The 12,299-nt window shown below is 31.5% G+C and carries 14 protein-coding genes; 12 read left to right on the forward strand and 2 right to left on the reverse strand.

Annotated features, from left to right (window positions below; all coding sequences use genetic code 11):
• Window positions 1-111: 111 nt before the first annotated feature.
• The 5 genes from HGP29_RS09195 (at window position 112) to HGP29_RS09215 (ending at window position 4,151) form a co-directional block, all read left to right on the forward strand.
• On the forward strand, window positions 112-756 hold the full coding sequence (locus tag HGP29_RS09195; protein WP_168882104.1) for a hypothetical protein: 645 nt from the start codon (window positions 112-114) through the stop codon (window positions 754-756).
• Window positions 757-873: 117 nt separating this feature from the next.
• On the forward strand, window positions 874-1,764 hold the full coding sequence (locus HGP29_RS09200) for a hypothetical protein (RefSeq protein ID WP_168882105.1): 891 nt from the start codon (window positions 874-876) through the stop codon (window positions 1,762-1,764).
• A 134-nt stretch (window positions 1,765-1,898) separates the two neighbouring features.
• Window positions 1,899-2,990 (forward strand): hypothetical protein, encoded by a 1,092-nt coding sequence (locus tag HGP29_RS09205; protein WP_168882106.1) that lies wholly within the window; start codon window positions 1,899-1,901, stop codon window positions 2,988-2,990.
• A 138-nt stretch (window positions 2,991-3,128) separates the two neighbouring features.
• Window positions 3,129-3,545 (forward strand): energy transducer TonB, encoded by a 417-nt coding sequence (locus HGP29_RS09210; RefSeq protein ID WP_168882107.1) that lies wholly within the window; start codon window positions 3,129-3,131, stop codon window positions 3,543-3,545.
• Window positions 3,546-3,572: 27 nt separating this feature from the next.
• On the forward strand, window positions 3,573-4,151 hold the full coding sequence (locus HGP29_RS09215) for a Crp/Fnr family transcriptional regulator (RefSeq protein ID WP_168882108.1): 579 nt from the start codon (window positions 3,573-3,575) through the stop codon (window positions 4,149-4,151).
• On the opposite strand, the gene HGP29_RS09220 is transcribed toward HGP29_RS09215, so the two are convergent.
• Complete coding sequence (locus tag HGP29_RS09220) at window positions 4,148-4,834, reverse strand: DUF4386 domain-containing protein (protein ID WP_168882109.1); 687 nt, start codon at window positions 4,832-4,834, stop codon at window positions 4,148-4,150. The two genes, HGP29_RS09215 and HGP29_RS09220, sit on opposite strands and share 4 nt — an antisense overlap.
• Window positions 4,827-5,474, reverse strand: coding sequence for an SRPBCC family protein (locus HGP29_RS09225; protein WP_168882110.1), 648 nt, complete (start codon window positions 5,472-5,474; stop codon window positions 4,827-4,829). The genes HGP29_RS09220 and HGP29_RS09225 overlap by 8 nt, the downstream gene beginning before the upstream one ends.
• A gap of 277 nt (window positions 5,475-5,751) precedes the next feature.
• On the opposite strand from HGP29_RS09225, the gene HGP29_RS09230 reads away from it, so the two are divergent.
• The 7 genes from HGP29_RS09230 to HGP29_RS09260 all read left to right on the forward strand — a co-directional run bounded on the left by HGP29_RS09230 (window position 5,752) and on the right by HGP29_RS09260 (window position 12,118).
• Complete coding sequence (locus HGP29_RS09230) at window positions 5,752-7,173, forward strand: pyridoxal phosphate-dependent decarboxylase family protein (RefSeq protein ID WP_168882111.1); 1,422 nt, start codon at window positions 5,752-5,754, stop codon at window positions 7,171-7,173.
• Entirely contained in the window at window positions 7,142-8,005 is an 864-nt protein-coding gene (locus HGP29_RS09235; protein ID WP_235958288.1) for a bifunctional helix-turn-helix domain-containing protein/methylated-DNA--[protein]-cysteine S-methyltransferase, read from the forward strand. The genes HGP29_RS09230 and HGP29_RS09235 overlap by 32 nt, the downstream gene beginning before the upstream one ends.
• Before the next feature lie 161 nt (window positions 8,006-8,166).
• Window positions 8,167-8,592 carry a hypothetical protein gene (locus tag HGP29_RS09240; protein WP_168882112.1) on the forward strand — a complete coding sequence of 142 codons (426 nt, stop codon included), beginning with the start codon at window positions 8,167-8,169 and terminating at the stop codon, window positions 8,590-8,592.
• A gap of 92 nt (window positions 8,593-8,684) precedes the next feature.
• Entirely contained in the window at window positions 8,685-9,377 is a 693-nt protein-coding gene (locus tag HGP29_RS09245) for a hypothetical protein (protein WP_168882113.1), read from the forward strand.
• A gap of 121 nt (window positions 9,378-9,498) precedes the next feature.
• Window positions 9,499-9,873, forward strand: coding sequence for a hypothetical protein (locus HGP29_RS09250; RefSeq protein WP_168882114.1), 375 nt, complete (start codon window positions 9,499-9,501; stop codon window positions 9,871-9,873).
• Between the two features lie 87 nt (window positions 9,874-9,960).
• Entirely contained in the window at window positions 9,961-10,659 is a 699-nt protein-coding gene (locus HGP29_RS09255) for a hypothetical protein (protein WP_168882115.1), read from the forward strand.
• Window positions 10,660-10,708: 49 nt separating this feature from the next.
• Window positions 10,709-12,118 (forward strand): serine hydrolase, encoded by a 1,410-nt coding sequence (locus HGP29_RS09260; RefSeq protein ID WP_168882116.1) that lies wholly within the window; start codon window positions 10,709-10,711, stop codon window positions 12,116-12,118.
• Window positions 12,119-12,299: the final 181 nt, after the last annotated feature.

Here is a 12,299-nt window from a genome sequence, read left to right on the forward strand (position 1 = left end):
GTTGCCAACAATAGCTAACCTCCATCCACCGGTCGACACGCCCGCTGGTCGTAGTTTAGCCGTTACGTTGTACTTTATTCATCAACATCATCTTTCAAGCAAACAAAAGTAATGAAAATAGACAAATCTAATATAGCACCTTATTTAGCTTCAAAAAGAGAAGAAGCATTGGTCAATTTCAAAAACCTAAAAGAAGTAGATCCTAAATTCAAGAATTTAGTAGATGAATTAGAAAGTTTTAATTTTGAAGAGTATAGTTTAGAATTAGAAGAAGAAATTCTTGCTAATGTTGAAGATTGGTGGACAAACCCCCAAAAAGGAATTAATCCAGAAGAAAAACTTCAAGCTATTCTTATTGAAATAGAAGATAATATCTATTATAATGAAGTGTCAGCATTAAGTTATGGAATAGTTGATTGGGAAGATTTTGAGGTGAGTACAGAAAGTATTTCAATGGGTTATAGCTATGATTTCGCCAAAGGTTTTTATGGAATGCCTGGTATAACATTAGAATATTGTAACCCTTTAGCCGAACTTGAATCAAATTATGCTGATCGTAGTCTTATAAAAATGAAAGGCTATAAAGAATTAAGGAAGGTTTTTACTTCTTATGGATTGGAATCTATTCATAAGGCTTTTACAAAACTAGAAGAAGAAGGAGAATTATTTCAATTAAATGGGATAAGTAACCTTATGATCTTAATTGGAGATCATGATAGTGGTGAGGCTTTTCCAATATTAGTTAGAGGTATTTAAACAAAGTACAACATCAGCTAATCTCCATCCATCGGGTGACGCACCCGCTGGTCGTAGTTTAGCCATTACGTTGTAATGGATTGATTAACTATCACATAAAATTAAGAAAGATAAAATATGAGATTATTCCTTTTCTGTTTATTTTTTATTGGTTTATACATTCAAGCTACAGCTCAAAAAGTAGACACTCAAACAGAGATCATTGAGTTAGCTACTATATTCCACAACAATCATGTAAAAGGCTCACCTGATGAATCTACACTTGAAAAACTCAAAAATATCAAGTCAAAAGAATTAGTTTTCTCTAAGAAGTTTATTTTAGAAATCATTACAGAACAAAATTCAATTATCTCAGAACCCTTTTTAACAAAACCAGACACTACAGATCTTAAAAATATTTACATTATTTCTCGACTGAATCATAAAATGTTCGGATCCGAAAATGTGTCTTTATTTGACGAATTAGCTATTCTAAGAGCCGAAAAAACACCTTATAATGAATTAGTCAATTTTTACTATGATTTGATTTTTAGTTTAGCTGAAAACAAGAATAAGGGATTGACTTTTGAAAAAATAAATTTTAATCTAGATGAATTCAACCTATCTAATGACGTTGAAAAAGGGATATTCTTTTTAAATTGTATGAATATATATTACTCTGGAATTAAATTTTTTATGGATTATAATAAACCTCCTAAGATGAAAGAGGCAAAAGAGTATATTAATAAGTATCCTAAATTTAATGGACAAGAATATTACAATTATAAATCTTTAGCTTTTCAGGACTTTGTGTTTAGACTTGACAAAAGAAAACCAAAAGAAAGCTTTAAACAGCATTATATTAATATATATCTGCAAGTCCTTTTTTATAACTATGTACTCCTAGTTGATGCCAATGATCATGAACAAACGGAGTTATATGAGCACTCCATTTTATCACAAAAGGAATATTGGAAGTTTTCCACTGAACCAGAGGTATTTGAAGAACTATATAAGATGACAAATTAAACACATTACAACATCGGCTATAAGTGCATTGTCCACACAGTGTTGCGGTCGACTCGACCTTAGCTGACACGCACGCACTATAACCTAGGCGTAATGCATATCGTAGCACAGTAAACTAATAAACTCAATTAAGGATGAAAAAATTAATCATTCTATTAATTATTATTTCAAGCTGTAGTTCTCATAGAGATTTATATAATCCTGAGGGTAAATGGATCTTAAATTATTGGTTACATCAAAATGTTGACTCTTCACTTTCTATGTATACAAACCCAATTTTATTTGAGTTTAAAAAAAATGGAGACTTAATTCATTCTCAGCTTGGTTATAAAGAAACTTCAAATAAATGGTCTATAAATAAAGATACTATATTATTTAATTCTTATAAGTCAGTAATTAGAAGGTTAGATAGTGATACTTTAATACTTCAAGATAATAATAATCAATTTGTTATTACTAGACCTAAAAAAGTGAAAATCAATAAGTCTAGCAATAAAATAAAAAACATCTTACAAAATAACATCTGGACTAATAAACAAGGAAAAGAATTAGAGTTTTTTAAAAATGAGACTATGATTGAATCTCAATTAATATATAATTATTTTGTTGGCGATACTACAAAATCAATTAATATAAATAATTGGGGGATAGCGGAATTTTATGAAGATTATTATCTCTATTATTATATTGACTTATTTAATAATACTGGATTTAAAAAAGGCATTTATCAACTAATCTCTATATCTGATAGTTCTTTCTCATTTTTTGATGAAAATGGAAAACTAATCTCTTATACTAATAAACCCCTTATATCTAATATTGACTCTACTTTATTACAAGGTAAATGGGTAAGTCATAACTCGAAAAATAAAAAATATAGACGAAATGCTTATGATATATATTCAGATGATGAAAAAATGATAATATTTGAAGGTGATCTAATAATGGAAATAGAACATGATGTTTTAACATTTCAGATAGATTCATTAAGAAAAATAAAATATAATTGGAGGCTGAATAAGTGTGGGGATGTATTATTTATAGATAAAATAGATACATTAGATAATGGAGAGAAAATCATTTATTATACGGATATCATTCACATCAACACAATTACAAAAAGTCTAATTAATTCTAGATTAGATAATTGGATTTTATATGATGAAATAAGTGATGAAAAGTCTTATTTATTAAATATATATCAAGATTTTGAGAAAATAGATTAAACAAACGCATTACAACAACAGCTATACAACAAGTCTCGGGCGACACGCCCTAGCTCGCAGTTTAGCAAATTCGTTAGAGCATATTACTCTCAATCATTATTCTACTAAAAAGTAAACTAAATTTTTATGAACAAAAAAATGAGAACAATTAAAACTTACTTTTTTATCATTTCTCTTCTATTCACTTGTAATATTCTTTATGGACAAGATGATCAAATATTTGAAGAAGTTGCAGTACCTGCGGAATATGAAGGAGGTATGGGAAAGTTTTATAAATGGGCAATTCAAGAATTAAAGTATCCGAAAGATGCACTGGAATCAAGAGTAGAAGGAAAGGTTTATGTGAAATTTATTATAGATGAAAAAGGTCAAGTTATTGATGATTCAATAGAAGTAGTTAGGGGCTTAAATGAATCATGTAATAATGAGGCTATTAGAATATTATCAGCATGTTCATCATGGACTCCTGCTAGAACACATAAAAATAAAAAGAAAGGATATAATGTTAAACAAAGAATGGTTTTACCGATACCATTTAAGCTTCCTAACAATTAAAACATGCTCTAACAATAGCTAATAAAAATGAGAAATTTACTTGTCCAATATATTTCAAAATTTATAGATCTAAGTCAAGATGAAATAGATGCTATGAACCAATACATCCCAATTAAAACATTTAAAAAAGGAACTGTAATCATTAGAGAAGGAGAAGTTTGTGACGTTTGTTATTTTAATTTAAAAGGTCTTGTAAGACAGTACAGGACAATAGAAGGTGAAGAAAAAACTACTTTTTTTTATACAGAGGAACAACCTCTGAATACCATAAAAAGCGTAATGGAAAAATCACCATCACTTTATTCCCTTTCCTGTTTAGAAGACACTACATTGGCAATCGGAACAACAGAAGTTGAACAAGACTTTTTTGAAAGATTCCCTCAATTTGAAACACTTGGAAGGTTGCTTACAGAGCAAAATAACGGTAAGCTTTTGGAGTCATTTGAGAATTTTAAACTACAAAGTCCAGAGGAACGATATTTCGATTTACTCCAAAAAAATCCATCGCTAATACAGCGGGTAGCACAATATCATCTAGCAAGTTATTTAGGGATGACGCCTGAGTCTTTGAGTAGAATTAGAAAAAGAACCGCTTCAAAGCCCTAATCGTTTTTAATTCCTTTTATCAACAACCATAAACAAAAGGAAAACTCTCCTATCATTGCAACCATCAACCCGGGATACGAAAGTGATTTATATTCCGGATTTATGAAATAGATCAAAAATTCAATTAGATGTCCAAAACAAGATAACATCAGCAGAATACCTATGATACTCGGGAATTTCCTAGATTTCCAAACCAAATACCCTAAAGGAAGAAGCCATAAACCAAAAAATATTTGAGCCGTAAGATACATATATAAATGTTTTGTCAGTGAAAACATCACATGTGTATGCAGGTCTAGTTGACTCCAAGCAAGAAATTCGTTCGTCAGTAATAGTATAGCAGAAAATTGGTAAAATGTACTCACACAAAGTAAAACTGAACTTGCTAGGGTAAACAGTAAAAACAATAATGACAATGTTCGATTATATTTTGTGAAAATGGAATGAAGTACTACAGCCAATAAGATGTAGCAAACAATCATAACAAAATCACTCAAGACGCCTAATCTGAATACAAGTTCTGAACTAAGGATGTTTGCAACCGTTTGACTTACGTTTCCTTCAACAATTACAATTGAACGGATGTATTCAGATGAACTACCAAATAGAATAACAAGTAGGTAAAAAATACCTGTAATTCGAGATCTCCTCTTTACGGAATTATTTTTTACTATTTCAATCATTTTTACTCAGTTGATTTATGCGTTTTAGTATATCTATAGGGCCTTTAGGAAAAAATGCTTTTAACATAAAGTTGGGGACATTCACAGTAGGTGAAATTTTTGCCGTTGTATTTATCTCGACTTTACCACTAATAAGCTTTTTAATTGTGAAAGTCATGCTATAATCAGTCAGACGATTTACCCCTAACGATCTGTAAGATGAAGGACTTGCTTCTATTTGGAATGTAGCTTTCTCATTTTCAGAATTTATACTAGAAATCATAAAGGCTACACAGTCCGAATTTTTAAATGGCCAAGTGGGCTCAAAAAAATAGTAGATCAGAGATTTATTTTCTGAAATAGAATCGAGTAATCTACTCTCTTTCTCATTGATTATTATTTTATGGTTTACTACGTTTTTTAGGATGTGTACACACCTTTCAAAATCAAGATCGAATTGAGTCGTCGCTTCGTACTCAAGAAATTTTTTCTTATCTGATTCACTTTTAACAGAATATACCTTACTCTTTACCAAAAAATTTCCATCTCTCGAAGTTTGAACTTTCCAATCAGTTTTAGTTTGAGAAAAAGCTGGTAGTGTAAGAATGGCTATAGTTATTAAAGTTAAAATTCTGCATTGATTCATATTTTTATTCTGCATTTTTTGTTTGACAAAGAAATACCCCTTTCAACAAACAAGTGATTGACTTAAGTTAAGAAAGTAAAAAAGCTATAACATACTGTATAAGTAATAGCTCCGTTCCGCTACCTAGAAAAGTCAGTGCATTTTAGTATTTTTCAACTAAATAGGTTCTATGGTTGGTTTTACACGCTACTACTCATACATGGGACGTAGGGCATTTGAGAAACCGCAAGAATCGGGTTTCATTACGTTTTGAGAATTGAGAATTTTGTCAAAACATTTAAAAGGAATTAATATGCAATTTGATTTTGACAATAAACAGAGAAAAGAAATACTCAAAACAGTTTCTGAAAAGTTGGAGAACTATTATAGCTCAACAAAAGATTTTAAAACCAATCCTGATTTGAACATAAAAGAAATCAGAGAATCTATACTTACTAAAGAATTAGCTAATGGCATTAGCCCTGATAAAGCAATCGAGCATGTAATAAAAGGACTTGAAACCTTTTCAGTTCATACACCACATCCTAAGTATTTTGGGTTGTTCAATCCACGTTCTAATTATGCAGGAATTATCGCTGACTTAATCACAGCTACTTATAACCCTCAATTAGCTGCTTGGAGCCATGCCCCTTTTGCCGTTGAAGTAGAGGAGTTAATAATTAGGGAATTTGCAAATAAATTTGGATACGATGGAAATGCAGATGGTGTTTTTACAACAGGAGGAGCTGAAGCCAATCTTACAGCTATGCTCTGTGCTTTGAACCATAAATACCCAAACTTTGCTAAAGATGGAACATTTGGTTTGGACAAAAAGCCTGTTGTATTTTGTTCAGTAGAGGCTCACCACTCTATTCAAAAAGCAGCAAAAGTTGTTGGAATTGGGTACAGTCTTGTAGAATCAATACCCGTTACAGATGAATTAAAGCTGGACACAGAGATTTTACAGCAAAAACTAAATGAACTTGACTCATCAGTTTATTCGCCATTAATGATTATTGGAACTGCTGGAACTACTGGCACAGGAACAATTGATGAACTGAATCAACTAAGTTTCATTTGCAAAAAGAATAACATTTGGTTTCATGTTGATGCAGCTTATGGTGGAGGAGCAATTTTAAGTCAGGATTTGAAACACCAGTTAACAGGCATTGAAAAGTCTGATTCTATTACTTTTGATGCTCATAAATGGATGTCAGTTCCAATGGGAACAAGTATCTTTTTGACATCGAAAAATGACATTCTTGGTAAAACATTCAGAATTACAACAGAATATATGCCTAAAGAGGCAGATAAACTTACGATTACCGAACCCTTTACACATTCTATACAATGGTCGAGGCGATTCATTGGTTTAAAAATATATCTTTCACTACTATTTTATGGTTGGCAAGGATATGAACAAACCATCAATCATCAGGCAGAGATGGGGCAGTATTTGAGAAATAAGTTATTAAAAAGTGGTTGGCTTATAAAAAACTATACAGGCTTACCAGTGGTGTGTTTTACAAAAGCAGATTTTGAAACAGATTCAAATTTCACAAAAGAAATATTGGATAAGATTTTAGCAAAAGGTAAATCATGGTTATCTGTTTACCCTATAAAAGGAATACCTACTTTTAGGGCTTGTATTACAAACTATAATACTACTGAAAAGGAAATCGATGAATTGGTTGATGAACTAAATGATGAAGTTACAGGCTATGTTGGACAATAAAACACATCAATATAATAAAATTGCAGAGGCAATTGCATTTATAGATGATAACCATAAAGTACAGCCATCTTTAGACACAATAGCTGAACATGTAAACTTAAGCCCTTTTCATTTTCAGCGTCTATTCAAGGAATGGGTAGGAATTAGTCCGAAAAAATATTTGAAATTTATCAGTTCAAGTTATGCAAAGGGTTTACTCAGGAAAAAAGAAAGCAACCTATCTGATACAGCTTTCGAAATGGGCTTATCTGGAACAGGAAGGCTTCACGACATGTTTGTAACGATTGAGGGCATGACTCCTGGAGAATATAAAAATGGTGGTTCAAGCCTTATAATCAATTATAGTTTTGCTGAAACTCCTTTTGGCGAAATCATAGTAGCAGCTACCAATAAAGGAATCTGCCATATGGCATTTAGCGAGAATAATGTATTAGCATTCGAGGAGTTACAAGGCATTTTCCCGAATGCAACATTCAATCAAAAAGTAGATAAATTTCAACAAGACGCTTTGTTTATTTTCCGTAACGACTGGACTAATCTAAATGAAATAAAATTACATTTGAAAGGAACAAAATTTCAATTGAAAGTTTGGGAAGCATTGTTATCCATTCCTTATGGAAATCTCTCTACTTATGGAGAAATAGCAGAAGCGATTCAGCATCCAAAAGCTTCGAGAGCAGTGGGAACTGCAATAGGAAACAATCCGATAGCCTACCTGATTCCATGCCATAGAGTAATTCAAAAATCGGGAAATTTTGGTGGCTATCATTGGAATCCAACAAGAAAGAAAGCTATGATAGGTTGGGAAGCTTCAATATTGGAAAATGAATAAAAACGCCCTACAACATTTTGTATAAGTAATGCAGACAAAGTGCTAAATATCAAGGTTTGTAGCCCGCTCAAACATAGTAGTGGTTTGACAGAAAACTACCACGCAATCTGCCACTACTCATACAATTTACCGTAAACCATCATTTAATGTAAACACACATAATGAAGTTAAATCCTCTAATTATAGCATTTGTTCTGACTCTTGTTTCGATTCAATTGACAGCTCAAAATTTCAAAAAAATAACTACTTCTTGTGACCTCAATTATCATGAAGGAGACACCTTAACAATCAAAGGAAAATTTAGTAGTTGTATGGAATACTCTAGTTTTGAAACCATTAAAACTGACTCTTGTTCATCAAGTTTTCAAATGGAATTGAACTTTAACGAGATTTCTGAAAATCAAAAATTAACATCCAATTTTCATAAGTTAAGTGGAAGGTGTGGTGGATATTTCAACTTGACCCTAACAGGAATTCTAAAAAAAGAGAGCAAAAATGGTTATGGTCATCTAGGGACAAACAATACTGAATTTGTTGTAATTGCTGTAGAGAAAATAGGGAATCTAAAATTTTCTAAACTAGAATAAAACGGCTTAAAACAGCAAGTTTCAGGCGACACACCCTCGCTCGCAGTTTAGCATATACGTTTGTGCAACATATTCAACTAACTACAAAAGTTATGGATAAAATTATTACTCAAGTATTATGTGCTATGTTATTTATTTCATGTAATACTTCAAAGAATAATAAACATTACATTGAAGAGAAAACTAGCTTTGATATTCTCAAAGATCAAAATATTCTAACTCATAAGTGGCTTAGAGAAGAATCTAATCTTTTAATGATTCATGAAACATTAAAAGCTTTTGGTTACCAGAAATTAATTAAAACTTTAAAATTAAATTCCTCACCTATAATTTATAAAGATATCTATATAAATAAAGATCTAACTTCATTAGTTGATTCTTTAATTTTATCATATGACACAACTGATATAGGCAGTAAATACTATTATGAATTTTGGTATAGACGTAAAGTGGAAAATAATGAAGAAGTGGTTTTTAATATCCTTAATGAAATTAAAAAATCAATGGATTTAGAAAAAATGGAAAACTCAATTTCTACTGAATTAGTTAATGACACATTACTTTCATTATTATCAATAGAATATAATACCAAAACAATATCAGATTCAATAGCTTATATGAATTACAATAAACTAAAAAGTTATGGATTTCATCAATCAGCATATAATCTCTTATTTGAAAGATATGAATATTATGATATTGATTGGAATAAAGATAAATTACAAAGCGAATTAACAGAGAGTGAAATCGAAGAGGTTCCTTTCATTAAAGACAATACAAAATAATATACGTTGCCCAACACTAGCTAAATCTCCATGTATCGGGTAACACACCCTCGCTCGCAGTTTAGCATATATGTTGGGCACAATATAAATAAGATCAGTAACTCTTGATATAGAATCATATTTGGTTGAAAGTGAAAATGGACCTTTCAGAGCAGTTCCATTTTATGAGCTCTCAACTGATGAATGGGTAATTTATCAAAACAAACAACCACAGTATCTGATAGATTTCAATCTTCGAGAATCTTCAATTGTCAAACAGGTAAAAGAATCAATGGACAAGGGGTTCGGCCTTAAAGAAATAATCTTTAAGTATGGATGTTACCTAGGATTAGATTGGACAACTAAACACAATATTAAAAGTCAGAAAATTGAAAACTCACAACAGACTGAAAAGGTCAAATTGGAGGTTATTGAATCCTTTGGAGATGTTGCTAATGAATTTGTTGTAATTGCTGTAGAAAAGATAGGAAATATAAAGTATTCTAAACTAGAATAAAACGGCTTAAAACAGCAAGTCTCAGGTGACACACCCTTGCTTGCAGTTTAGCAAATTCGTTTGTGCAACATTAAACGAAAACAAAAAATGATAGAAAATTTACCAAACTGGATCGATCTAACTTTTATCGTTACTTGCATATCGACAATAATTCTATTTCATTTTTCAAATGGAAAACCAAAAAAGTTAACCCTTCTGATTATTGTTTGGTCAACTATGCAATCCATATTGGCATATATCGGATTTTACCAAATTACAGATTCGATTCCTCCAAGATTTGGATTAGTACTGATTCCAACAACATTTTTGATTATCTATGGATTATTATCTAAACAGCAAAAGTGGATTTTTGAAAAGAGAGAAACGAAAATCAGCACTTTCCTACATTCAATTAGATTGCCCGTTGAAATAGTTCTATTCGGACTATATACACATAAAATGATACCAGGATTAATGACTTTTGAAGGCAGAAATTATGATATCTTTATGGGAATTACTGCTCCGTTAATTGGACTTTTATTCATGAAAAAAATAATTAGTAAAAAGGCTTTAATAGCTTGGAACGTTATAGGATTAATACTTGTGCTCTTCATTCTTTTTAATGGAATATTATCAGCTGAACTACCATTTCAACAATTTGGATTTGAACAGCCCAATCGAGGAATAAATTATTTCCCATTTGTCCTCTTACCAGCTACAATAGTTCCAATTGTAATTTGGACACATATTTCGGATATAATTAAACTAAGAAAAGAGATAAAAACGACAACACAACAAGATGTATAGTGCATACCCACTATACACAGAACGTTTGTGCAACATTAAAGAAAAAACAATGAAGTATATTTACTGCCTTTTACTAAGTTTTATTTCAACTAGTCTTTTGGGACAAGTAATCACTGAAGAGTTAGAAAATGAAATTAAGAGACGAGTAGAACTTGAAATTAACCCGAGCATTTCCATTGGAGTTTTATTACCTAATGGAAATACCAAATTTTATGGTTTCGGCTACTTTGAAAACAATAAAAAGCAACCAGATAGCTTAACCCTATATGAAATTGGCTCCGTTACCAAGACCTTTACAGCAACTCTTACCGAAATTTACCTGAAAGATTCTTTAGACAGTCCATTATCTTCCTTTTATTCAGCAACCAAATATCCAAACTTGGATAGCATTACACCCTCTGAATTAAGAAACCATATTGCTGGAGTCCCTCGGCTATCCAATCAATTCTCCCCTAAAGATTGGTCAGACCCTTTCAATGGCTACTCAAACGATATTTTACAAGTTGAATTACAGAATTTAAACCCTGACACTTCCAATATTTGGAAATATTCTAATCTAGGCTATGGATTACTTGGTAGGACTATTGAAATAGTGACGGGTAAATCTTTTGAAAATTTAATGAGTGGTCTCTTAGATGATGTAGGGATGGATAATACATTTCTATCAGTTCCTACGGAAGAAAATCAGAATATTGCGAAGCCTACTAATATTGGCACTGCAAATAGTAATTGGAATTTTACAGGACCGAGCAGGTATGCAGGTGGTTTAGTTAGTAACACTAAAGACCTTTTAAGGTACTTACAATATCAAAAGCAAAACAATCCTTTATTTAGTTCTGATGACTTACAGAACCTTATTCAAACAGGAGTTCCCAACTTAGGAAAAGACAGACTGTTTTACAAAGACGGATGGTTTGTTTTAAAACCTGACAGCATAACCAGTGTTCTTTTGCATAATGGAGGGACTGGAGGATTTATTTCATTTGTAGGCTATAATAGAAATACAGGCACAGGAGTTGTAATCCTTTCCAATTCAGTGAATGTGGTTGATGATATTGGAATTAACATCCTTTATCCGACATTCAAAATAAATCATCCCGAACGCACAATAACTTACGAATTAGCAGAAGAAATAGACGCAGGAAATATTGGTAGTTTAGTTAGCAAATATCAAAAACTAAAAAGTGAGGAATATCCAAACAATGTCTTAGACACTTACTGGTTGGAGCGTTTCCATTTTGGGAAGGGTAATTATAATATTAGTACTCAGTTAAGTGACATTATGATACAAGAATTACCAGATGATTGGGAAGTACACGATATAAAAGGACAAAATCTAGAACAGTTGGGAGACTATAAGAATGCTATTATAGCCTACAAAAAAGCTTTAAAATTGAATCCAGAGATGGAAGTGCTAAACGAAAAAATAAAACGTTGCACAACACTATATAAGAGATAATAGCTTCTTGTATCAGCTACTATGCTTATACCGGTATGCATAGATTTAATAATTAAACTAAAATAACCCACCTACACATAGTCAAGCTCTTTTTATTTTTTTCATATCTCAAAAATAAAAAGAGCTTGAGCTTGCATTACCCATCGCACAACACACAAATTTCTCTTCATTGCTTCCATTT

The organism is Flammeovirga agarivorans (assembly GCF_012641475.1).
GTDB classification, from domain to species: Bacteria; Bacteroidota; Bacteroidia; order Cytophagales; family Flammeovirgaceae; genus Flammeovirga; species Flammeovirga agarivorans.

What these genes read in the sequence shown, in the direction of transcription:
- HGP29_RS09255 (WP_168882115.1), top strand. Translation starts at nt 9,961, where the DNA reads ATGATAGAAAATTTACCAAACTGGATCGATCTAACTTTTATCGTTACT.
- HGP29_RS09205 (WP_168882106.1), top strand. Translation starts at nt 1,899, where the DNA reads ATGAAAAAATTAATCATTCTATTAATTATTATTTCAAGCTGTAGTTCT.
- HGP29_RS09225 (WP_168882110.1), bottom strand. Translation starts at nt 5,474, where the DNA reads ATGCAGAATAAAAATATGAATCAATGCAGAATTTTAACTTTAATAACT.
- HGP29_RS09220 (WP_168882109.1), bottom strand. Translation starts at nt 4,834, where the DNA reads ATGATTGAAATAGTAAAAAATAATTCCGTAAAGAGGAGATCTCGAATT.
- HGP29_RS09240 (WP_168882112.1), top strand. Translation starts at nt 8,167, where the DNA reads ATGAAGTTAAATCCTCTAATTATAGCATTTGTTCTGACTCTTGTTTCG.
- HGP29_RS09230 (WP_168882111.1), top strand. Translation starts at nt 5,752, where the DNA reads ATGCAATTTGATTTTGACAATAAACAGAGAAAAGAAATACTCAAAACA.
- HGP29_RS09195 (WP_168882104.1), top strand. Translation starts at nt 112, where the DNA reads ATGAAAATAGACAAATCTAATATAGCACCTTATTTAGCTTCAAAAAGA.
- HGP29_RS09260 (WP_168882116.1), top strand. Translation starts at nt 10,709, where the DNA reads ATGAAGTATATTTACTGCCTTTTACTAAGTTTTATTTCAACTAGTCTT.
- HGP29_RS09210 (WP_168882107.1), top strand. Translation starts at nt 3,129, where the DNA reads ATGAGAACAATTAAAACTTACTTTTTTATCATTTCTCTTCTATTCACT.
- HGP29_RS09235 (WP_235958288.1), top strand. Translation starts at nt 7,142, where the DNA reads ATGATGAAGTTACAGGCTATGTTGGACAATAAAACACATCAATATAAT.
- HGP29_RS09200 (WP_168882105.1), top strand. Translation starts at nt 874, where the DNA reads ATGAGATTATTCCTTTTCTGTTTATTTTTTATTGGTTTATACATTCAA.
- HGP29_RS09245 (WP_168882113.1), top strand. Translation starts at nt 8,685, where the DNA reads ATGGATAAAATTATTACTCAAGTATTATGTGCTATGTTATTTATTTCA.
- HGP29_RS09215 (WP_168882108.1), top strand. Translation starts at nt 3,573, where the DNA reads ATGAGAAATTTACTTGTCCAATATATTTCAAAATTTATAGATCTAAGT.